24 protein-coding genes are annotated in these 20,223 nt (G+C 67.4%); all 24 read right to left on the bottom strand.

What is annotated here, in order from left to right; all coding sequences use genetic code 11:
• Nucleotides 1-150: 150 nt before the first annotated feature.
• Nucleotides 151-1,590, bottom strand: coding sequence for an FAD-binding oxidoreductase (locus P7L68_RS08875; protein ID WP_372004262.1), 1,440 nt, complete (start codon nt 1,588-1,590; stop codon nt 151-153).
• A gap of 224 nt (nt 1,591-1,814) precedes the next feature.
• Nucleotides 1,815-3,797: an acetyl-CoA carboxylase biotin carboxylase subunit gene (locus P7L68_RS08870; protein ID WP_372004260.1), complete on the bottom strand. Its 1,983-nt coding sequence runs from the start codon at nt 3,795-3,797 to the stop codon at nt 1,815-1,817.
• Nucleotides 3,798-3,819: 22 nt separating this feature from the next.
• Nucleotides 3,820-4,086 (bottom strand): hypothetical protein, encoded by a 267-nt coding sequence (locus P7L68_RS08865; RefSeq protein WP_372004258.1) that lies wholly within the window; start codon nt 4,084-4,086, stop codon nt 3,820-3,822.
• A 40-nt stretch (nt 4,087-4,126) separates the two neighbouring features.
• Entirely contained in the window at nt 4,127-5,659 is a 1,533-nt protein-coding gene (locus P7L68_RS08860; RefSeq protein WP_372004257.1) for an acyl-CoA carboxylase subunit beta, read from the bottom strand.
• A gap of 275 nt (nt 5,660-5,934) precedes the next feature.
• On the bottom strand, nt 5,935-6,672 hold the full coding sequence (locus tag P7L68_RS08855) for an ATP12 family chaperone protein (RefSeq protein WP_372004255.1): 738 nt from the start codon (nt 6,670-6,672) through the stop codon (nt 5,935-5,937).
• Nucleotides 6,669-7,385 (bottom strand): HAD-IA family hydrolase, encoded by a 717-nt coding sequence (locus tag P7L68_RS08850; RefSeq protein ID WP_372004253.1) that lies wholly within the window; start codon nt 7,383-7,385, stop codon nt 6,669-6,671. Before P7L68_RS08850 ends, P7L68_RS08855 begins: the two co-directional genes overlap by 4 nt.
• Nucleotides 7,382-8,362, bottom strand: coding sequence for an RluA family pseudouridine synthase (locus P7L68_RS08845; protein WP_372004251.1), 981 nt, complete (start codon nt 8,360-8,362; stop codon nt 7,382-7,384). The genes P7L68_RS08850 and P7L68_RS08845 overlap by 4 nt, the downstream gene beginning before the upstream one ends.
• Nucleotides 8,359-8,754 carry a fluoride efflux transporter CrcB gene (gene crcB, locus P7L68_RS08840; protein ID WP_372004249.1) on the bottom strand — a complete coding sequence of 132 codons (396 nt, stop codon included), beginning with the start codon at nt 8,752-8,754 and terminating at the stop codon, nt 8,359-8,361. The genes P7L68_RS08845 and crcB overlap by 4 nt, the downstream gene beginning before the upstream one ends.
• Entirely contained in the window at nt 8,751-10,088 is a 1,338-nt protein-coding gene (locus tag P7L68_RS08835; protein WP_372004247.1) for a replication-associated recombination protein A, read from the bottom strand. Before P7L68_RS08835 ends, crcB begins: the two co-directional genes overlap by 4 nt.
• 46 nt (nt 10,089-10,134) lie before the next feature.
• Complete coding sequence (locus P7L68_RS08830; protein ID WP_372004246.1) at nt 10,135-11,607, bottom strand: DegQ family serine endoprotease; 1,473 nt, start codon at nt 11,605-11,607, stop codon at nt 10,135-10,137.
• A 192-nt stretch (nt 11,608-11,799) separates the two neighbouring features.
• Nucleotides 11,800-12,219 carry a 50S ribosomal protein L17 gene (gene rplQ / locus P7L68_RS08825; RefSeq protein WP_062767756.1) on the bottom strand — a complete coding sequence of 140 codons (420 nt, stop codon included), beginning with the start codon at nt 12,217-12,219 and terminating at the stop codon, nt 11,800-11,802.
• A 159-nt stretch (nt 12,220-12,378) separates the two neighbouring features.
• Entirely contained in the window at nt 12,379-13,395 is a 1,017-nt protein-coding gene (locus P7L68_RS08820; protein WP_372004244.1) for a DNA-directed RNA polymerase subunit alpha, read from the bottom strand.
• Between the two features lie 195 nt (nt 13,396-13,590).
• Entirely contained in the window at nt 13,591-13,983 is a 393-nt protein-coding gene (rpsK, locus tag P7L68_RS08815) for a 30S ribosomal protein S11 (protein WP_014746124.1), read from the bottom strand.
• 9 nt (nt 13,984-13,992) lie between these two features.
• A complete protein-coding gene (gene rpsM, locus P7L68_RS08810; RefSeq protein WP_062762257.1) occupies nt 13,993-14,361 on the bottom strand; it encodes a 30S ribosomal protein S13 in 369 nt (122 codons plus the stop codon).
• Between the two features lie 104 nt (nt 14,362-14,465).
• Nucleotides 14,466-15,119, bottom strand: a complete 654-nt coding sequence (locus tag P7L68_RS08805; RefSeq protein ID WP_372004241.1) for an adenylate kinase — start codon at nt 15,117-15,119, stop codon at nt 14,466-14,468.
• Complete coding sequence (secY, locus tag P7L68_RS08800) at nt 15,116-16,462, bottom strand: preprotein translocase subunit SecY (protein WP_372004239.1); 1,347 nt, start codon at nt 16,460-16,462, stop codon at nt 15,116-15,118. Before secY ends, P7L68_RS08805 begins: the two co-directional genes overlap by 4 nt.
• Before the next feature lie 229 nt (nt 16,463-16,691).
• Entirely contained in the window at nt 16,692-17,174 is a 483-nt protein-coding gene (gene rplO / locus P7L68_RS08795; RefSeq protein ID WP_372004237.1) for a 50S ribosomal protein L15, read from the bottom strand.
• Nucleotides 17,175-17,230: 56 nt separating this feature from the next.
• Nucleotides 17,231-17,425, bottom strand: coding sequence for a 50S ribosomal protein L30 (rpmD, locus tag P7L68_RS08790; protein ID WP_014746129.1), 195 nt, complete (start codon nt 17,423-17,425; stop codon nt 17,231-17,233).
• A 5-nt stretch (nt 17,426-17,430) separates the two neighbouring features.
• Nucleotides 17,431-17,994, bottom strand: a complete 564-nt coding sequence (gene rpsE / locus P7L68_RS08785) for a 30S ribosomal protein S5 (RefSeq protein ID WP_014746130.1) — start codon at nt 17,992-17,994, stop codon at nt 17,431-17,433.
• Between the two features lie 13 nt (nt 17,995-18,007).
• Nucleotides 18,008-18,367, bottom strand: coding sequence for a 50S ribosomal protein L18 (gene rplR / locus P7L68_RS08780; protein WP_062762260.1), 360 nt, complete (start codon nt 18,365-18,367; stop codon nt 18,008-18,010).
• Between the two features lie 14 nt (nt 18,368-18,381).
• A complete protein-coding gene (gene rplF / locus P7L68_RS08775; RefSeq protein ID WP_372004234.1) occupies nt 18,382-18,915 on the bottom strand; it encodes a 50S ribosomal protein L6 in 534 nt (177 codons plus the stop codon).
• Between the two features lie 11 nt (nt 18,916-18,926).
• Nucleotides 18,927-19,325: a 30S ribosomal protein S8 gene (gene rpsH / locus P7L68_RS08770; RefSeq protein ID WP_014746133.1), complete on the bottom strand. Its 399-nt coding sequence runs from the start codon at nt 19,323-19,325 to the stop codon at nt 18,927-18,929.
• A 16-nt stretch (nt 19,326-19,341) separates the two neighbouring features.
• Nucleotides 19,342-19,647, bottom strand: a complete 306-nt coding sequence (rpsN, locus tag P7L68_RS08765; RefSeq protein ID WP_296714401.1) for a 30S ribosomal protein S14 — start codon at nt 19,645-19,647, stop codon at nt 19,342-19,344.
• A gap of 21 nt (nt 19,648-19,668) precedes the next feature.
• A complete protein-coding gene (gene rplE / locus P7L68_RS08760) occupies nt 19,669-20,208 on the bottom strand; it encodes a 50S ribosomal protein L5 (protein WP_372004231.1) in 540 nt (179 codons plus the stop codon).
• Nucleotides 20,209-20,223 lie beyond the last annotated feature (15 nt).

Here is a 20,223-nt window from a genome sequence, read left to right as displayed (position 1 = left end):
TGCCACCGGTCCGGCGGCCGGTGCAGACACATCCCGGGCAGCGGGGGCCGAGGCATCCTCGTCAGGGGTTCGGTCGTCGGTCATGGCGCGTCCATATGTGCCGTGGGCCGGTCTTAAGCCTAGCCCAGCCGCCGGCCGCACGGAAGCGGTTCAGGGCAGCAGCCGGCCCGGATTCAGAATGCCGTGCGGGTCCAGCACCGCCTTCAGCATCTGCATGGTCCGGATCTCTGCGGCAGAGCGGTTGCGGTCCAGATAGGCCCGCTTCACCTGGCCGATGCCGTGCTCGGCGGAAATCGAGCCCCGATACTGGCCGACCAGATCGAACACCGCCTCGTCGATCGGCGCCTGCAGCGCCCGATAGCCCTCGGCCGACATGCCCTGAGGCGCCATCACGTTGACATGGACATTGCCGTCGGCGACATGGCCGAAATAGATCGGCCGCAGCCCGCGGGCAACCCGGGCCAGCGCCAGATCGCAATCGGCGATGAAATGGCCGATATCGCCGACCGCGAAGGTCAGGTCGTATTTGTGCACCGGCGCCGTGCGCCCCACCGCCTCTGGCACGCCCTCGCGCAGCAGCCAGAGCGCCTGGGCCTGGGCCTCGCTCTGGGCGATGATCGCATCGGCCACACGCTCATCCTCGATCAGCCGGCCGATCACCGCCTCCAGCCGCTCGCGTTCGGCGGCGGCAGCGGCATCGTCGCTGCCCACCTCGATCAGCACCGTATAGGTATGGGTGTCGGCAAACGGGCTGCGGGCGCCATCGAGCGCAGACGCGACCAGCGTCACCGCATCGGCGCCCATCAGCTCCACGGAATTCAGCCGGCCGGGAAAGGCGGTACGCACCGCCCCCAGCACGCGGGTCACGTCGTCGAAGCGATCGACCGCAACCATCGCGATCGCACGCCCGGCCTCGGCCGGGTGCAGCTTCAGACTGGCCGCAGTCACAACGCCCAGCGTGCCCTCGGCACCGATGAAGACCTGCTTCAGGTCGTAGCCGGTGTTGTTCTTGCGCAGCGTCGTCAGCCCGTCGAGCACCGTGCCGTCGGCCAGCACCACTTCCAGCCCCAGCACCTGCTCGCGGATATGGCCGTAGCGCAGCACCTTCAGCCCGCCGGCATTGGTCGAGATATTGCCGCCGATCCGGCAGGATCCCTTGGATCCCAGATCCAGCGCCAGCATCAACCCCGCCTCGCGCGCCGCCGCCTGGGCAGTCTCAAGTACCACGCCCGCATCCATGGTGATGCTGGCACCGACCGTGTCGACCTCGCGGATCCGGGTCATGCGCTCCACGCTGAGCACGAAGGCGCCGGCGGCATCGGGCACCGAACCGCCGACCAGGCCGGTATTGCCCGCCTGGGGCACCACCGGCAGGCGGTGTGTGTTCAGATAGGACAGTAGCCGCGAGACGGCAGCCGTGTCACGCGGGCGCAGCACCGCGAAAGCGCGGCCCTGGAACTTGCCCATCCAGTCGCGCTCATAGGCCGCCGTCTGTGCCGGATCCGTGATCAGTCCGGCCGTGTCGACCAGGCTGCCGAGCTGTTCGACATGGCGTTCCAGATCGGCTGCGGACGGCGGACGACGGGTCATGCGGCACTCCGGTCGGACGGGATGGGATCTGTCGGGGATCTCTCAGGGCGAGAGTGACGGGGATTCTGTCGCCGGTTCGCGATCACGACAACGGCCATGGGCGGCGGGGCAGCCATGCACGGGCTGCGGTCCGCCCGGCCCCGCGCGGGCGGGCCTTAAAAAGAAACCCCGCCGGGCACGCGGCCCGGCGGGGTTTCCTGACAGATGGCCGGAGAGGCCGGCGATCACTCGAATTCGATGATCACCTGATCGGCGGCGACGCTGGAACCGGCGCCGGCCTTGATCTCCTTCACCGTGCAATTGCGCTCGGCGCGCAGCACGTTTTCCATCTTCATGGCCTCGATCACCGCCAGCTCCTCGCCGGCCTGGACCTCCTGGCCGACCTGGACCGCCACCGACAGCACCAGGCCCGGCATCGGCGAGAGCAGGAACCGGCTCATATCCGGGGCCTGCTTGACCGGCATCATCGCGGCATAGGCGGCACCCTGGCGGGTATAGACCCGGGCCACCAGCACCGAGCCGCCATGGGTCAGCTTCCAGCCTGCGGCCACGCGCTCGATCTGCACCACCCGCGTGCGGTCGTCGACGGTGGCCGACAGCAGCCGGTCGCCCAGCTTCCAGTCGCAGTCCAGCGTCACCGGCTTGCCGCCCATGTCGAGCACCAGGGCGGGCGCATGCTGCACCACCTTCACCTCGACCTGCTCGTCATCCAGCATGACCACCAGCTCGTCGGGGACATGATGGACATAGCCGCGCATCTGGCCGGTGATCCGGCCCTGGCGCGCCCGGTCGGCCAGATCGGCCATGACGGCGATCGCCGCCAGCGCCCGGCGGGCCTCGGCGTCAAGCGGCGCGCCGTGGAAACCATCCGGATATTCTTCGGCGATGAAGCCGGTCGACAGCCGGCCTTCCAGGAAGCGCGGATGCTTCATCAGCGCGGTCAGGAAGGGGATGTTGTGGGTGATGCCGCGGATGTAATAGGCGTCGAGCGCGTCGCTCATCCGCTCGGCCGCCTGGGCGCGGGTCTCGCCATAGGTCACCAGCTTGGCGACCATCGGGTCGTAGAACATGCTGATCTCGGCGCCTTCGTAGACGCCGCTGTCCACGCGCACACCCGGGCCCTTGGGCTCGACATAGCGCGCCAGACGGCCGATCGACGGCAGGAAGCCGCGATACGGATCCTCGGCATAGACGCGGGCTTCCATGGCCCAGCCGGTCAGCGTCACATCCGCCTGCGAGAAGGGCAGATGCTCGCCCGCCGCCACCCGGATCATCAGCTCGACCAGGTCATAGCCGGTGACCAGCTCGGTCACCGGATGCTCGACCTGCAGGCGGGTGTTCATCTCAAGGAAGTAGAAGCTGCGATCGGGGCCGACGATGAACTCGACCGTACCAGCCGAACGATAGTTCACCGCGCGCGCCAGTGCGACCGCCTGCTCGCCCATCGCCTTGCGGGTCGCCTCGTCCAGGAAGGGGCTCGGGGCCTCCTCGATCACCTTCTGGTGACGGCGCTGGATGGAGCATTCGCGCTCGCCCAGATAGCAGATGTTGCCATGGGCGTCGGCGATGATCTGGATCTCGATATGGCGCGGCTGCTCGATGAACTTCTCGATGAAGACGCGGTCGTCGCCGAAGCTCGACTTCGCTTCCGAGGTTGCCGAGCGGAAGCCTTCGCGGGCCTCCTTCGCGTCATGGGCCAGGCGCATGCCCTTGCCGCCGCCGCCGGCCGACGCCTTGATCATGACCGGATAGCCGATCTCGTCGGCGATCTTCACCGCCTCGTCGGCGTCCTTGATCTCGCCCACATAGCCGGGGACGGTCGAGACACCGGCCGACTTCGCCAGCTTCTTCGACTCGATCTTGTCGCCCATCGCATAGATGGCCTCGACATTCGGGCCGATGAAGGCAATGCCGGCGGCGTCCAGCGCCCTGGCGAAGCTCTGGTTCTCGGACAGGAAGCCATAGCCCGGATGCACCGCCTGGGCGCCGGTGGCCTTGCAGGCCTCGACGATGCGGTCGGCGATCAGATAGCTCTGATTGCTGGGGCTGGGGCCGATATGCACGGCCTCGTCGGCCATGCGGACATGAAGGGCGTCGGCATCGGCGTCCGAATACACCGCCACCGTCTTGATGCCCATACGGCGGGCGGTCCGGATCACCCGGCAGGCGATCTCGCCGCGATTGGCGATGAGGATCTTCTCGAACATGGGAGCGCGTCTCGACTGGAAATCAGGAAGAGGATGACGGCGGTTGCGGCGGTTCGGCGCCGGTCCCCCTCCGCCCCCGGCCCCACGACAGCACGCCGTAGGCCCAGAGGCCGTGGAGGACCACCGCACCTGCCCAGATCGCGAGCGCGAAGCCGATCCGACCTTCGGGGTCGTCGATCTTCAGCAGCTGCGTCAGCAGGGCGATCAGGCCGTTCGCCGCCGCGAAGCCGAAGCCGTGGAGATAGAAGCCGGTCAGGCGCCGCGCGCGTCGTGCATGCGCCGCCTTCACCAGATCCGTCTCCTGCTCCGGCCCGCTCACGGCTGCCCGGTCACAGCGGAATGTTGCCGTGCTTCTTCCACGGCTTCTCGCGGCGCTTGTTCCGCAGCATGTCCAGCGCGCCGCAGATGCGGGCGCGGGTGTTGTGCGGACGGATCACGTCGTCGATGAAGCCGCGGGAGGCCGCGACGAAGGGGTTGGCGAAGCGGCCGCGATATTCCTCGGTCCGCGCCGCGATCTTCTCCGCGTCGCCGATATCCTGGCGGAAGATGATCTCCACCGCGCCCTTGGGGCCCATGACCGCGATCTCGGCCGAGGGCCAGGCATAGTTCACGTCGCCACGCAGATGCTTGGAGCTCATCACGTCATAGGCGCCGCCATAGGCCTTGCGGGTGATGACCGTGACTTTCGGCACCGTCGCCTCGGCATAGGCATAGAGCAGCTTGGCGCCGTGCTTGATGATGCCGCCGAATTCCTGGCTGGTGCCCGGCAGGAAGCCCGGCACGTCCACGAAGGTGACGATCGGAATGTTGAAGCAGTCGCAGAAGCGCACGAAACGGGCGGCCTTGCGCGAGCTGTCGATGTCCAGGCAGCCGGCCAGCACCATCGGCTGATTGGCGACGATGCCGACGGTCTGGCCGTCCATGCGCGCGAAGCCGACCAGGATGTTCTTCGCGAATTCGGGCTGGATCTCGAAGAAGTCGCCCTCGTCGACCACCTTCTCGATCAGCTCCTTCATGTCGTAGGGCTTGTTCGGGTTCGGCGGGACCAGGGTATCGAGCGACGGCTCCTGACGCGCGACCGGGTCGTGCGTCTCGCGCAGCGGCGCCGGCTCGCGGTTCGACAGCGGCAGGAAGTCGAAGAAGCGGCGCAGCTGCAGCAGCGCGTCGACATCGTTCTCGAAGGCGACGTCGGCAACCGAAGACTTCGTGGTATGCGTCACCGCACCACCCAGCTCCTCGGCCGTCACCACCTCGTGGGTCACGGTCTTCACGACGTCAGGACCCGTCACGAACATGTAGGACGTGTCCTTCACCATGAAGATGAAGTCGGTCATCGCCGGTGAATACACCGCACCGCCGGCGCAGGGGCCCATGATCATCGAGATCTGCGGCACCACGCCCGAGGCTTCGACATTGCGCAGGAACACGTCGGCATAGCCTGCGAGCGAGGCCACGCCCTCCTGGATGCGGGCGCCGCCCGAATCGTTGAGGCCGATGACCGGCGCGCCGACCTGGACCGCCTGATCCATGATCTTGCAGATCTTTTCTGCATGCGCTTCCGACAATGCGCCGCCGAACACGGTGAAGTCCTGGCTGAACACGAAGACCAGGCGGCCGTTGATCGTGCCGCGGCCGGTGACGACGCCGTCGCCCGGGATCTTGGTGCCTTCCATCCCGAATTCGGTGCAGCGGTGTTCGACGAACATGTCGTATTCTTCGAACGACCCCGCATCGAGCAGCAGTTCGATGCGCTCGCGGGCGGTCAGCTTGCCCTTGGCGTGCTGGGCGTCGATACGGCGCTCGCCACCACCCATCCGGGCAGCCTGACGACGCTTCTCAAGCTCTTCGAGTATCGCCTGCATCTCCGGTCTTCTTCATCCTCGAATGGTAGGGCACCGTCCGCCGACGGCCCCCCCGGACCGGATGCGGCACGCAAAACGCCCTACACGGCGTTTCCTTGTTCGCCTGTGCTGATAGCATGACGAACCGGGCCGCGCCACACCCTTTGCCGTGAACAGGGCTTTTGCGGCAAGGCTTTGGCAAATTCTTGCCGCATATGCGAAAGGTGTGCAAAATCGCACGCAGGGTTGCGCAACTTTGCGCAACGGCCATCTGCGGCTGCGGAATTATACCGACGCTACCCCGCGTTGAGTGCGTCGCGGATCCTCGCCAGATCATCAAGATCCCGGCGCAGCAGCGCCAGACGCTCGGCCTGTTCGGAATCCTCCCCCCAGCGGGTGATCTGGAAATGTTCGTCGGCGAAGGCGGCATCATATGCCGCCGACGCATCGATCCATGCTTCCGCCAGCGCCAGGCCGATCACCACCGATCCGGCGGTGGTCACGGCCCCGTGGAGCACCGCCAGCCGCCAGGGATCGGCGGCCTCGATCGCGCGGCTCAGCCGTTCCACCGTCGCGGGTGGCTGATCCACGGCCAGAAGGCCGGTGGTGGTCACCAGATGTATGTCATAGCGGGTGCGGGCCCAATCGACCAGGGGATCCCAGTGCCGGGCCTGAATGGCTGCCAGTTCCTTGGGGTTGTCGGCGCGGTAGCACACCAGATCCGTGCCGATATAGCCCGCGAGTTCCGCCGCGATCTGCGCCCGGTGCGGCACCACCCGGTCGATCACCACATTGGCGAGCTTCGTCGCCGGCATGGTCTCGGGCGCGATATGGGTCTCCTGTGCCGCCCATTCATCCGCGATCAGCTGCGCCAGCGCCCGGCAGGGCACGGCCAGCGGCGCCTTGGCCGGCGTGCGCAGGCCGCGACCGTCGAGCAGCACGGTCCAGCCGCCGCCAGCGGCCCCCTCCCCTGCCGATGGTGCGGCCTCGACCGCCTTGTAGAAACGCTTGCGGCGCGTGACGGCGTCGCTCATGCCCCGATCCTCCGTTCCGGCGCCGGCGGCGCCCCGATCACGGTCGCAATCGCGGCATCCAGCTCGGCCGCCGCCGTCACCACCAGATCGGCTCCCGCATCCAGCAGATCCCGGCGGTCGTGGCAGCCCCAGGCCACCCCGATCGCTCTGGCACCCGCCGCCCGCGCCATTTCCATGTCGTAGCTGGTATCGCCGATCAGCACGCTGCGTGCCGGATCGGCCCCGGTTTCGTCCATCGCCGCCAGCATCATCGCCGGATGCGGCTTGCTCGGATGGGTATCGGCCGTCTGTATGGTCACGAACAGCCGCTCGAAGCCGAAACGGGCGACCGTGCGCTCCACGCCGCGGATCGACTTGCCGGTCGCCATGCCAAGCACATAGCCCGCCCCGTCCAGCCGCTTCAGCGCCGCCTCCACGCCGTCGAACAGCCGCTCGTCGCCCATCAGCCCGGCCGCCAGCCGGCGGCGATAGGCGTCGCGATAGCCCTCGGCCAGATCATGGCAGGCGACATCGTCCAGATGCGGCAGCAGCCGGCCGATCGCGATCGGCAGCGACAGGCCGATGATCCGCGCCACCTCGGCCGGTGTCGGGGCCGCGATACCGGCGGCGACGAAACAATCCGCCATGGTGTCGGCGATATGCCCGGCGCTGTCGACCAGCGTGCCGTCGCAATCGAACACCACCAGTCCGATACCGTCCGCCCCCATCGTCATGCATCCATCTCCGGATCGAAGCCCAGCCGGTCGAAACTCTGTGCCATATGGGGCGGAAGTGCGGCCCGGACCGAAATCCGCCGCCCGTCCGGCCCGTCCAGTGTCAGGCGCCGGGCATGCAGATGCAGCCGCCGCGGCAGACCCTCGCCCCTCAGATCCACGGCCTGGCCGCCATATTTCAGATCGCCCACGATCGGCGTGCCGATCGCCGCCAGATGGGCGCGGATCTGATGGGTGCGGCCGGTCAGCGGCTTCAACGCCACCAGGGCGCAGGGGCCGTCCACGGCCAGCACCTCGTATTCGGTGATCGCCGTCTGGCCATCGCCCTCGTCCACCGCCACCATGCGTTCGCCGCCGCGTTCCACCTGACGCTTGGCCAGCGGCAGGTCGATCACGCCCCGCGCCGGCCGTGGCACGCCCAGCGTCACCGCCCAATAGATCTTGGTCGTGGTGCGTTCGCGGAAGGCCCGGGCCGCCCAGGCGGCGGCCCGGGCGTTGCGCGCCAGCGCCAGCACGCCCGAGGTATCGCGATCCAGCCGGTGGACCAGCCGCGGCCGCTCGTCGTCGGGATGGTGCTTCAGGGCGTCCAGCATGCCGTCCAGATGCCGGTCGGTGCCGCTGCCGCCCTGCACCGCCAGCCCCGACGGCTTGTCGATCAGGATCAGGTCGGGGGTTTCCAGCAGCACGCGACTGCGCAGGAATTCCGCCTCCTCGGCCGTGGTCTGGCGGGCGCCCGGCCGGCCCTCGGCCTTCGCCTCCAGCATCGGCAGGGCCAGCGGCGGCAGGCGGATCACGGCGCCGGCCGCCAGCCGCTGATCGGCCTTGGCACGCTTGCCGTCGATCCGCACCTGGCCGGTGCGGGCCCAGCGCTGGGCCTCGCCGAAGCTCAGCGCCGGCAGATGCCGGCGCAGCCAGCGGTCCAGCCGCTGGCCGTCCTCGTCGGGTGCGACTTCCATATGCAGCGGATCGGCACTCATCCGGCGATCATCCTGACGCTCGCAAGCCCGGCCAGCAGGGCGAGCGCGCCCGCCACCACCGACCCCAGCACGTAAAGCGCCGCGGCCGTGGTCTCCCCGCGTTGCCAGAGAGAGACCGCATCCAGCGAGAAGGTGGAAAAGGTGGTGAACGCGCCCAGAAATCCGGTGGCGATCAGGGTGCGGGCATGGGGGAACATCGGCAGTCCATGGGCGGCGGCACCTGCGATCACGCCCATCAGGAACGAGCCCAGGATGTTCACGATCACCGTGCCCCAGGGAAAGCCCAGGCCGAAGGCTGCCGCACTCCAGGTGTTGACGCCGTGACGGGCCAACGCCCCCGCGGCCCCGCCGATGGCGATCACCGCCAGCGTCGCCGGTGCGAATGCGGTCATGCCTCTCCCTCTTTGTCCCTGGATCTGCGGGCGGCAGCGCGCATCTCCGCCTGACGCTCGGCTCTCAACTTCGACCAATATTCCAGCCGTTTGGCGATGTCACGCTCGAAGCCGCGCGGCCGGGGTTCATAGATCACCCGCGCGCCCATGCCCTCGGGCCAGTAGTCGCGGCCCGAAAACGCATCGGGCGCGTCATGGTCGTAGTCATAGCCATGGCCATAGCCCAGCTGCTTCATCAGTTTCGTCGGCGCGTTCAGAATGTGCATCGGCGGCATCAGCGAGCCGGTTTCCTTGGCGAGCCGGCGCGCGGTCTTATAGGCCATATAGACCCCGTTCGACTTGGGCGCGGTCGCAAGATAGACGACGGCCTGGGCGATGGCGAGTTCGCCTTCGGGGCTGCCCAGGGTCTCGTAGGCGCGCTGGGCGGCCAGTGCCTGTTCGACCGCCCGCGGATCGGCCATGCCGATATCCTCGACCGCGAAGCGGATCAGCCGGCGGACGACATAAAGCGGATCCTCACCGCCATCCAGCATGCGCGCGAACCAGTAGAGTGCCGCATCCACGTCGGAGCCACGCAGCGATTTGTGCAGCGCGCTGATCAGGTTGTAATGGCCTTCCTGGGCCTTGTCGTAGAGCGGCAGCCGTCTTTGCAGCAGCTGCCCCAGCCGCACCGTGTCCAGCCGCTCGCCCTCGGGCAGGGCATAGAGCGTATCGGCCAGGTTCAGCAGGAAGCGGCCATCTCCATCGGCCATGCCCACCAGCACCGCGCGCGCCTCGTCATCCACCGGCAGCGGCCGGCCCTCTGCCGCCTCGGCGCGGATCAACAGTTCGCCCAGCGCCGCTTCGTCCAGGCGCCTCAGTACCAGCACCTGGGTCCGCGACAGAAGTGCGCCGTTCAGCTCGAAAGACGGGTTTTCGGTCGTGGCGCCGATCAGCGTGACCGTGCCGTCCTCGACATAGGGCAGGAAACTGTCCTGCTGCGCACGGTTGAAGCGGTGGATCTCGTCCACGAACAGCAGGGTCTGCCGGCCGGTATCGCGCAAGGCCGCCGCCTCGGCGAAGGCCTTGCGCAGATCGGCGACGGTGGAGAACACGGCCGAGAGTGCGGCAAAACGCATGCCCGTCGCCTCGGCCAGCAGCCGCGCCAGCGTGGTCTTGCCGGTCCCCGGCGGCCCCCACAGGATCAGCGAGGCCAGCCGCTTCGCCTGAACCATCCGCGTCACCGGCCCGTCGGGGCCGAACAGATGGTCCTGGCCCACGATCTCACCGATCCGGCCCGGGCGGAGCCGGTCGGCGAGCGGGCGCGGGGCGGCGGCATCGAACAGCGTGGCCATAGGGGTCGGGCGGGCTCCGGAGAGGTGGGGGCGGGATGACGGCCGGTCAGCCCATCAGATCCAAGGTGAGTTCGCGGCCCTCGCGGCGCAAGGTCAGCTGCCAGCGGCGCTGGCCCTGCATCTGCTTCAGCGTCGTCTCGACATCCGCGGTGCGGGCCATGCGCCGGCCGTTCACCGCCAGGACCATGTCGCCGGGCTTGAGCCCGATCGACGCCGCGGCGGAATTCCGCGTGATGTCGACCACGATCACCCCCTCTTCGAAGCCGTCAAGCCCCAGCTCCTCGGCCAGAGCCGGCGAGAGGTTGGCGATCCGGGCGCCGGCAAGCGGGTTGCTGCCGGAAATTTCCCGCTCGTCACGGGCCACGGTTTCGGGCGCGGCGATCAGCGGCAGCGACACGGTCTGACGGCGGCCCTCGCGCCAGATGGTGATCGCGGTCTCGCCGCCGATGCCGGCAGCCGCCAGGCGGAAGCGCAGGGCGCGCGGATCGTCGACCGGCTTGCCGCCGATCTCAAGGATCACGTCGCCGCGCCTCAACACGCCACTGGCGGGGCCGTCGGAATGCACATCGCTCACCAGCACGCCGGTCGGGCGCGGCATGCCGAGACTTTCGGCGATGTCCTGCGTCACCGGCTGGCCGCGGGCGCCCAGCCAGGCGCGGGCCACGGGCCGGCCCTCGATCGCCGCCTGGACCACCGTCTTCACCAATGTGGCGGGGATCGCGAAGCCGATGCCGTTGGATCCGCCCGAGCGGCTGAAGATCGCGGTGTTGACGCCGATCAGCTCGCCGTTCACCGTCACCAGCGCGCCGCCCGAATTGCCGGGGTTGATCGCGGCATCGGTCTGGATGAAGGACTGGAAGTCCGACACACCGACCATGGTGCGGGCCAGTGCCGAGACGATGCCGCTGGTCACCGTCTGCCCGACGCCGAAGGGATTGCCGATCGCCAGCACAAGATCGCCGACCTCGATCGAGTCGCTGTCGCCGAAGCTCAGCGCCGGCAGGGTCTGGCCTTCGGTATCGATCTTCAGCACGGCCAGATCGGTCTGCGGGTCCAGCCGCACCACTTCGGCGGCGAATTCACGCCGGTCGTTCAGCACCACGGTGATCTGATCGGCGCCGTCGATCACATGATTGTTGGTGACGATATAGCCACGGCCGTCGACGATCACGCCCGATCCGAGCGCGTTCTGCACCCGCTCCGACGGTCTGCCGATGCCCATCCGGTCGCCGAAGAAGCGGCGGAAGAACGGGTCGTCGAAGAAGGGGGATCGCTGCTGCACCACCACCGTACGGCGGGTGTAGATGTTCACCACCGCCGGCGCCGCCTGGCGCACCACGGGGGCGAAGGACAGCTGCATCTCGGTGCGGCTTTCAGGCACCCGGCGTTCGGTATCCGCCGCCACCGCCGGCGGCACCTGCAATGCTGCCAGGGCCAGCACCAGCGCCAGCATCCTCGACCGCAGGCCGCCGCGGATCGCCGCGGCCAGGTCTGCACCCCGTTCAGGCAGTCGGTTCATCACTCTCATTCCCGCCCGGTTGTCTCGTCCAGGTCCGACAGCATAGTGCCCGCGGCCCGGACCACAAGTGACCAGAGCCGTCCACCTGCCCGACGTAACATGCTCCAAACGCAGAACGGGCGATGCACCTTTCGGCGCACCGCCCGTTCTCAAGGTCCCATCGCGATGCCGATGCCGGCACCGCCGCCCGGATCAATCCTCGGCGTCGTCCTCGGCAACCTGCTTCGGGCCCGAATCCTGACCCTTGGCGGCGAGGTTGCGGTCGACCAGCTCGATGATCGCCATCGGGGCCGCATCGCCATAGCGGAAGCCGGCCTTCAGCACCCGGGTGTAACCGCCGGCGCGGGCCTGGTAGCGCTCGGCCAGCTCGCCGAACAGCTTCTGCACGATCACGCCGTCGGGCAGGCGCGACGCGGCCTGACGGCGGGCGTGAAGGTCGCCGCGCTTGCCGAGGGTGATCAGACGCTCCACCACCGGGCGCAGTTCCTTCGCCTTCGGCAGCGTGGTCTTGATCTGCTCGTGCTTCAGCAGCGCGACCGCCATGTTCGCGAGCATCGCCTTGCGGTGGGCGGTGGTGCGGTTCAGCTTGCGCTGGTTCATGCCATGACGCATGAGGGGTACTCCTGCCTGGGCATCATCCGCATGCGGGGGCCATCCGCCGTGCGGGGCCCGGTCTCCGGGCCGTGATGCTGTTCTGGACGGGGCGGACGTGCGCAGGCACTACCCGCCCCCTGGGATGTCGTCCGGTGCCGCGAGGGCGCCCGAAGAGGCTCAGTACGGCTCTTCGAGCTTCTTCGCCAGCTCTTCGATGTTCTCCGGCGGCCAGTTGCTGATCTGCATGCCGAGCTTGAGACCCATGGAGGACAGAACCTCCTTGATCTCGTTCAGCGACTTGCGACCAAAATTCGGCGTCCGGAGCATCTCGGCCTCGGTCTTCTGGACCAGGTCGCCGATGTAGACGATGTTGTCGTTCTTCAGGCAATTCGCCGAACGCACCGACAGCTCCAGCTCCTCGACCTTGCGGAGGAGGTTGGGGTTGAACGGCAGTTCGTCCTGCTCCTCGCGCTCCGTCGGCATTTCCGGCTCTTCGAAGTTGATGAAGAGCTGGAACTGGTCCTGCAGGATGCGCGCGGCCAGCGCGATCGAGTCTTCCGGCGTGATGGCGCCGTTGGTCTCGACATAGAGCGAGAGACGGTCGTAGTCGGTGTAGGAACCGACGCGGCTGTTCTCGACCTTGTACGACACCTTCTTGATCGGGCTGAACAGGGCGTCGACGGGGATCAGACCGATCGGCGCGTCCTCGGGCCGGTTGGCCGAGGCCGGGACGTAGCCCTTACCCGTGTTGACGACGAATTCCATGTTCAGCACCGCGCCCTCGTCGAGGGTGCAGAGCACCAGATCCGGATCCAGGATCCCGATATCGGGCCCGGTCTGGATCATCGACGCCTTCACCTCGCAGGGGCCGGTCGCCTTCAGCGCCATGCGCTTGGGGCCATCGGCATGCATGGTCAGCGCCATGGTCTTCACGTTCAGCACGATGTCGGTCACGTCCTCGCGCACGCCGGGGACGGACGAGAACTCATGCAGAACGCCGTCGATCTTGATGGCGGTCACAGCGGCGCCCTGGAGCGACGACAGCAGCACCCGGCGGAGGGCATTGCCGAGCGTCATGCCGAAGCCGCGCTCAAGCGGCTCGGCAACCACGGTCGCCTGACGGGACGGATTGGCGCCGGGCTCGATCTCGAGCTTGTTCGGCTTAATCAGGTCCTGCCAATTCTTATGGATCACGTGAACGACCTCTCGTTGCTCGCGCCGCAAGTGGATGCCGGTCGTTGCGGGGATCCGGCGTTGCGGTGATACGGCGGGCATATGGCACCCGCCGTGCCGGTGACGCGGAACCAGACAGGCTTACGCCGGCCGGTGCGCACCCCGCTCATCGGGGCTGGCGCGTCCGACCGGCGGGGGCGCGTGCGGTCCTGGACGTCAGACGCGGCGCCGCTTGGGCGGGCGGCAGCCGTTGTGCGGGATGGGGGTCACGTCGCGGATGGACGTGATCGCGAAGCCGGCCGCCTGAAGGGCGCGCAGAGCCGACTCGCGGCCCGAACCCGGGCCCTTCACCTCGACGTCGAGGGTGCGCATGCCGTGTTCGGCGGCCTTGCGGCCGGCGTCTTCGGCAGCGACCTGCGCCGCGTAGGGGGTCGACTTGCGCGAGCCCTTGAAGCCCATGGTCCCCGACGACGACCAGGAGATGGTGTTCCCCTGAACGTCGGTGATGGTGATCATGGTGTTGTTGAAGCTCGCGTTCACGTGCGCGACACCGGAGGTGATGTTCTTCCGGTCGCGGCGGCGCAGACGCGCACCCGTATCCTTAGCCATGGTGCGTCCTTACTTCTTCTTGCCCGCAATCGGCTTCGCCGGGCCCTTGCGGGTCCGCGCATTGGTGTGGGTGCGCTGGCCGCGCACCGGCAGGCCACGACGATGGCGCAGGCCGCGATAGCAGCCGAGGTCCATCAGGCGCTTGATGTTCATCGCGACTTCGCGGCGGAGGTCACCCTCGACCGTATAGTCGCTGTCGATCACTTCACGGATGCGGATGACTTCGGCATCCGACAGCTCGTTCACACGCCGCTCGGCGGGGATTCCGACCTTGCCGCAGATCTCCTGCGACTTCGCCCGGCCGATGCCGTGAATGTAGGTCAGCGCGATCTCGACCCGCTTCGCGGTCGGGATATTCACACCTGCAATACGCGCCACGCTTGATTCTCCTTCGTCGACCGACGGTCTGCGCCCGCACGCGCCCACTCGGCGCGGAGGGGCGCGATTATAGGATGACCGTCGCTCAAGTCAACACTCTGATGTCAGGATCCGGCGTCCAAAATGGCCTTCAGCGCCAGGGTCACGTCATCGATGTCTGCCATGCCGTCCACCGTCCGCAGCAGCCCCTTCGCTTCGTAATAGGGCAGCAGCGGCGCGGTCTGGGCGTGATACGCCTCGAGCCGGCTCTTCACCGTCTCGGCATTGTCGTCCTTACGGCGGGTGAACTCAGTCGACCCGCACACGTCGCAGACGCCCTCGACCTTGGGCTTCTGGAAACTGTCATGATAGCCGGCGCCGCATTTTGCGCAGGCGAAACGGCCGGTGATGCGCTCGACCAGCGCACCGTCATCGACCTTCATCTCGATCACATGGTCGAGCTTCAGCCCCTGAGAGGCGAGCATCCCGTCCAGCGCCTCGGCCTGGGCCACGGTGCGCGGGAAGCCGTCGAGGATGAAGCCGTTGCGGCAATCGTCCTGGCCGATACGGCCGGCGATCATGTCGATGATCGCCTGGTCCGGCACCAGCTGGCCGGCATCCATGATCGCCTTGACGCGGTTGCCGAGCGCACTGCCCGACTTCACTTCGGCGCGGAGCATGTCGCCGGTGGACAGCTGCACGATGCCGTAGGCGTCGACCAGACGCTGCGACTGGGTGCCCTTGCCGGCACCGGGAGGTCCGAGGAGGATCAGGATCACGACCGCCGTCCTTTGAGTCGGGCCTTCTTGATCAGCCCTTCATACTGGTGTGCCAGCAGGTGGGACTGGATCTGGGCCACGGTGTCGATGGTGACGTTGACCACGATCAGCAGGCTGGTGCCGCCGAAATAGAACGGGACCGAGTACTCACTGATCAGAATTTCGGGGAGCGCGCAGACCGCTGCGATATAGGCCGCACCGATCACGGTCAGACGGGTGAGGACGTGATCGAGGTAATCTGCGGTGTTCTTGCCCGGCCGGATGCCCGGAATGAAGCCGCCATGCTTGCGCAGGTTGTCGGCCGTTTCTTCCGGGTTGAAGACGATGGCGGTGTAGAAGAAGCAGAAGAACAGGATCGCGCCGACATAGAGCGCCAGATAGAGCGGCTGGCCATGGGCCAGATTGGCCGTGAGCCAGGTCAGCCATTCCGGGCCGCCGCCGGTGGCGTTGAAGCTGGCGATGGTGGTCGGCAGCAGCAGGATCGAGCTGGCGAAGATCGGCGGAATCACGCCGGCGGTGTTGAGCTTCAGCGGCAGATGCGAGCTCTCGCCGCCATAGATCCGGTTGCCGACCTGGCGCTTCGGGTACTGCACCACGATCCGCCGCTGGGCCCGCTCCATGAACACGATGAAGGTGATCACGGCGATGGCCATGATCAGCAGCATCAGGATGAAGCCGGTCGACAGCGCACCGGTCCGGCCCAGCTCCAGCATCCGGGCCAGTGCGCCCGGCAGCTCGGCGACGATGCCGGTGAAGATGATCAGCGAGATGCCGTTGCCGACGCCACGGGCGGTGATCTGCTCGCCCAGCCACATCAGGAACATCGTGCCGCCGACCAGGGTGATCACGGTCGCCGCACGGAAATAGGCGCCGGGGTCGGCCACGGCGGACATGCCGCCGGCCTGAAGCCCCTCAAGGCCGACCGAGATGCCGTAGGCCTGCACGATCGCCAGGGCCACCGTGCCGTAGCGGGTGTACTGGTTCAGCAGCTTGCGCCCGCTCTCGCCCTCCTTCTTCAAGGCCGCGAAGCTCGGCAGAACCGCGGTCAGCAGCTGCACGATGATCGAGGCCGAGATGTAGGGCATCACGGTGAGCGCGAAGATGGTCATGCGACCGAGCGCGCCGCCGGCGAAGACGTTGAACATGCCGAGAATGCCGCCGGCGTTCTGATTGAACACCTCGGCCAGCACGGCGGGATTGATCCCCGGTACCGGGATGTAAGTGCCCAGGCGATAGACCAGCAGCGCGCCCAGGGTGAACCAGAGCCGCTTCTTCAGTTCCGTGGCCTTGCCGAAGGCCGCGAAATTCAGGCTGCCCGCAAGTTGGTCGGCGGAGGACGCCATCGCGGATGCGCTCCCGGCTTGAAGATGGGGATCAGGAATGTCGCGGTCGGGGTCGTCCCCCGCACGCGGACACACAGGTCGTCGAGTGGTCCGTCACGTCGTCCGGGCCGCTTGCATTCCAGGGCCGCGGATGCCGCGGTCCGGGAATGCGAGCGCGGGCAACCATCCCCCGGTCAGGACCGGCGGACGGTCACCCGTCAAGCCTGCTCGACGCAAGCCCCGGCCTGGATCAGGCCTGGGCCTCGTCGGCCGCCGGCGCCGCCGGCAGCTCGACCTTGCCGCCGGCCTTCTCCACCGCCGCCACAGCCGCCTCGGAGGCGCCGGTGACGTGGATGGTGACGGCCGAGGTGATCTCACCCTTGGCGAGGAGACGCACGCCGTCGCGGACGCGACGCACGAGACCCGCCTCGATCAGGGCCGCTTCGGTGATCTCGGTGCCGAGCTTGCCGGCATCGATCGCCTTCTGGATGCGACCCAGATTGACATGGACGAAATCGTTACGGAAGGGCGCATTCGTGAAACCACGACGCGGAAGGCGACGATGCAGCGGCATCTGACCGCCCTCGAAGCCCTTGATCGCCACGCCGCTGCGCGCCTTCGCACCCTTGTGGCCCTTGCCGGCAGTCTTGCCGGTGCCGGAGCCGGGGCCGCGACCGATGCGCTTGCGGTCCTTGGTCGCGCCGGGATTGTCCCTGAGCTCGTTGAGCTTCATGACACGGCTGTTCCTTGAAATCGTGTGTCTGGGGAAGGAGGCCCGGGGTCATCCCCTCAGGCCACCTCCTCCACCACCACGAGATGGGCCACCTTGGCGATCATGCCGCGCACCGAGGGGGTATCCTCGAGCACCCGGCTGCGATGCCGCTTGTTGAGGCCCAGACCGATCAGCGTCTGGCGCTGGTAGTCGGGACGACCGATCGGGCTGCCGATCTGGGTCACCTTCACCTGCTTCTTCGCCTCGGACATGGATCTCACTCCTTGCCCGCGGCAGCAGCGGCGGCCTGGCCGTCGCGGCGCCCGATGATGTCGCTGACCTTGCGGCCGCGGCGGCGGGCAACCTCACGCGGCGACTGAACGGCCTTCAGGCCGTCGAACGTCGCCTTGATGAGATTGTAGGGGTTCGAGGTGCCGTGGCTCTTCGCCACGACGTCCGCGACACCCAGGCTCTCCAGCACCGCGCGCATCGGGCCGCCGGCGATGATGCCGGTGCCCGGAGGGGCAGCGCGCATCAGGATCCGGCCGGCACCGAAATGCCCGTCGATGTCGTGGTGGAGCGTGCGGCCCTCGCGAAGCGGAACGCGGATCATGCCGCGCTTCGCCTTCTCGGTGGCCTTGCGGATTGCCTCGGGGACCTCGCGGGCCTTGCCCTGGCCGAAACCGACCCGGCCACGACCGTCACCGACAACCACCAGCGCGGCAAAGCCGAACCGGCGACCGCCCTTCACCACCTTCGCGACGCGATTGATGGTGACGAGCTTGTCGATGAACTCGCCATCTTCCTCGCGAGGCTTGCGCTCGTTTTCCGTGCGTGCCATGCGTTCGGCCCCCTCAGAACGACAGCCCGCCCTCGCGGGCGGCGTCGGCCAGCGCCTTCACGCGGCCATGATAGATGTAGCCACCGCGATCGAACACCACCTCGGTCACGCCGCTTGCCGCAGCGCGCGAGGCGATCAGCTTGCCGACCGCCTTGGCGGCTTCGATGCCTGCACCATTCTTCAGCTGGCCCTTGAGCTCGCCGTCGAGGGTGGAGGCCGAAGCCAGGGTCACGCCCTGCACATCGTCGATGATCTGGGCGTAGATGTTCAGATTGGAGCGGTAGACGCTCAGCCGCGGACGGCCGTGCGACTTCTTGCGCAGCTGCGTACGCACACGCCGCTTGCGCCGCTCGAAGAGCGAATTCGCGTTCATGCCCCTGCGGCTCCTTACTTCTTCTTGCCTTCCTTGCGGACGATGACCTCGCCCTCGTACTTGACGCCCTTGCCCTTATAGGGTTCAGGCGACCGGAAGGACCGGATCTCGGCGGCAATCTGACCGACGCGCTGCTTGTCGATGCCAGAGATGGCAAGCGCGGTCGGCTTCTCAGCCTTAATCTCGATGTCCGCCGGAACGGCGTACTTGATGTCGTGGCTGTAGCCGAGCTGCAGGGTCAGCAGCTTGCCGTCAACAGCGGCGCGGTAACCGACGCCGTTGATGTCGAGCTTCACGGTGAAGCCTTCCGACACACCCTTCACCATATTGGCGACGAGCGTGCGGGACAGGCCCCACATGGCGCGGCCGCGGCGTTCGTCGTTGGCCGGCGCGACGACGACCTTGCCGTCTTCGAGCGCGACGTTCACGTCCGACGGCAGGGTCCGCTCGAGCGCGCCGAGCTTGCCCTTCACGCGGACCGTGTTGCCGTCGACGGCCACCTCGACGCCCTGGGGCACCGCAACCGGATTCTTACCGATACGCGACATGGGACGTCTCCTCAGAACACCTTGCAGAGAACCTCACCGCCGACATTGGCGGTGCGGGCCTCCGCGTCGGACATGACGCCACGGGGGGTCGAGAGGATCTGGATGCCGAGGCCGTTATAGTGCTTCGGCAGCGCCTTGATCGACGAATAGACGCGGCGACCGGGGCGGGAAACGCGGCCGATTTCGCGGATGGCGGGCTCGCCGTCCACATACTTCAGCGCGATCTCGAACACCGGCTTGCCTTCAGACGACTCGCTGCGCTCGTAGCCACGGATGTAGCCCTCGCGGGTCAGCACGTCGAGCACCCAACCGCGCAGCTTCGAGGCGGGGCACAGAGTCGTCGACTTGCGCGCCAGCTGAGCGTTGCGGATACGGGTGATCATATCGCCGAGGGGATCGGTCATGGACATATCCGGTCCTCCTCTCTTACCAGCTCGACTTCGTCATGCCGGGGATCTGCCCCTGCGACGCCAGGTCGCGGAGCGCCACACGGCACAGCTTCAGCTTGCGGTACACCGCACGGGGGCGGCCGGTCAGCTCGCACCGGTTCCGGATGCGGGTCTTCGAGCCGTTGCGCGGGAGGGCGGCGAGCTTCAGGGTCGCCGCGAAACGCTCCTCGGGCGACAGCTCACGATCGTCAACCACCGCCTTCAGGGCAGCGCGCTTGTTCGCAAAACGCGCCACCAGCTGCTCGCGGTGCTTGTTCTTCTGGACGGCACTGGTCTTGGCCATAATCGCCTCGCTTGCCGTTGCTCAGTTCACGAAGGGCATCTTGAAGGCGGCAAGAAGCGCCTTCGCCTCGGCATCCGTCTTGGCCGTCGTCGCGAAGACGATGTCCATGCCCCGGACGGTATCGACCTTGTCGTACTCGATCTCGGGGAAGACGATCTGCTCTTTGAGGCCCATGGCATAGTTGCCACGCCCGTCGAACGACTTGCCGTTCAGCCCGCGGAAGTCGCGGACACGCGGCAGAGCGATGGTGACGAGACGATCCAGGAACTCGTACATCCGGTCGCGGCGCAGCGTCACCTTGACGCCGATCGCCATGCCCTCGCGCAGCTTGAAGCCGGCGATCGACTTCGAGGCGCGGGTCACGACGGGCTTCTGGCCGGTGATCTTGGCCAGATCGGTCACGACGCCGTTGATCTTCTTCTGATCACCGACCGCCTCGCCGACGCCCACATTCAGGACGATCTTTTCGAGACGGGGGATCTCCATGACGTTCGCATAGCTGAACTGCTCGCGCAGCTGCGGGCGAACCTCGTTAACGTAGTACTCGTACAAGCGTGCCATTTTGGGCTGCTCCGC

The sequence above is a fragment of the Tistrella mobilis genome, assembly GCF_041468085.1.
GTDB classification, from domain to species: domain Bacteria; phylum Pseudomonadota; class Alphaproteobacteria; order Tistrellales; family Tistrellaceae; genus Tistrella; species Tistrella mobilis_A.
The sequence above is the reverse complement of the archived record's forward strand: the minus strand, read 5'-3'. Positions and strand labels throughout refer to the sequence as shown.

Excerpts from the sequence above, each read along its gene's own strand:
- P7L68_RS08875 (WP_372004262.1), bottom strand. The coding sequence starts at position 1,590 with ATGACCCGTCGTCCGCCGTCCGCAGCCGATCTGGAACGCCATGTCGAA.
- P7L68_RS08870 (WP_372004260.1), bottom strand. The coding sequence starts at position 3,797 with ATGTTCGAGAAGATCCTCATCGCCAATCGCGGCGAGATCGCCTGCCGG.
- P7L68_RS08860 (WP_372004257.1), bottom strand. The coding sequence starts at position 5,659 with ATGCAGGCGATACTCGAAGAGCTTGAGAAGCGTCGTCAGGCTGCCCGG.
- P7L68_RS08855 (WP_372004255.1), bottom strand. The coding sequence starts at position 6,672 with ATGAGCGACGCCGTCACGCGCCGCAAGCGTTTCTACAAGGCGGTCGAG.
- P7L68_RS08850 (WP_372004253.1), bottom strand. The coding sequence starts at position 7,385 with ATGACGATGGGGGCGGACGGTATCGGACTGGTGGTGTTCGATTGCGAC.
- P7L68_RS08845 (WP_372004251.1), bottom strand. The coding sequence starts at position 8,362 with ATGAGTGCCGATCCGCTGCATATGGAAGTCGCACCCGACGAGGACGGC.
- crcB (WP_372004249.1), bottom strand. The coding sequence starts at position 8,754 with ATGACCGCATTCGCACCGGCGACGCTGGCGGTGATCGCCATCGGCGGG.
- P7L68_RS08835 (WP_372004247.1), bottom strand. The coding sequence starts at position 10,088 with ATGGCCACGCTGTTCGATGCCGCCGCCCCGCGCCCGCTCGCCGACCGG.
- P7L68_RS08830 (WP_372004246.1), bottom strand. The coding sequence starts at position 11,607 with ATGAACCGACTGCCTGAACGGGGTGCAGACCTGGCCGCGGCGATCCGC.
- rplQ (WP_062767756.1), bottom strand. The coding sequence starts at position 12,219 with ATGCGTCATGGCATGAACCAGCGCAAGCTGAACCGCACCACCGCCCAC.
- rpsK (WP_014746124.1), bottom strand. The coding sequence starts at position 13,983 with ATGGCTAAGGATACGGGTGCGCGTCTGCGCCGCCGCGACCGGAAGAAC.
- secY (WP_372004239.1), bottom strand. The coding sequence starts at position 16,462 with ATGGCGTCCTCCGCCGACCAACTTGCGGGCAGCCTGAATTTCGCGGCC.
- rplO (WP_372004237.1), bottom strand. The coding sequence starts at position 17,174 with ATGAAGCTCAACGAGCTCAGGGACAATCCCGGCGCGACCAAGGACCGC.
- rpmD (WP_014746129.1), bottom strand. The coding sequence starts at position 17,425 with ATGTCCGAGGCGAAGAAGCAGGTGAAGGTGACCCAGATCGGCAGCCCG.
- rpsE (WP_014746130.1), bottom strand. The coding sequence starts at position 17,994 with ATGGCACGCACGGAAAACGAGCGCAAGCCTCGCGAGGAAGATGGCGAG.
- rplR (WP_062762260.1), bottom strand. The coding sequence starts at position 18,367 with ATGAACGCGAATTCGCTCTTCGAGCGGCGCAAGCGGCGTGTGCGTACG.
- rplF (WP_372004234.1), bottom strand. The coding sequence starts at position 18,915 with ATGTCGCGTATCGGTAAGAATCCGGTTGCGGTGCCCCAGGGCGTCGAG.
- rpsH (WP_014746133.1), bottom strand. The coding sequence starts at position 19,325 with ATGTCCATGACCGATCCCCTCGGCGATATGATCACCCGTATCCGCAAC.
- rpsN (WP_296714401.1), bottom strand. The coding sequence starts at position 19,647 with ATGGCCAAGACCAGTGCCGTCCAGAAGAACAAGCACCGCGAGCAGCTG.
- rplE (WP_372004231.1), bottom strand. The coding sequence starts at position 20,208 with ATGGCACGCTTGTACGAGTACTACGTTAACGAGGTTCGCCCGCAGCTG.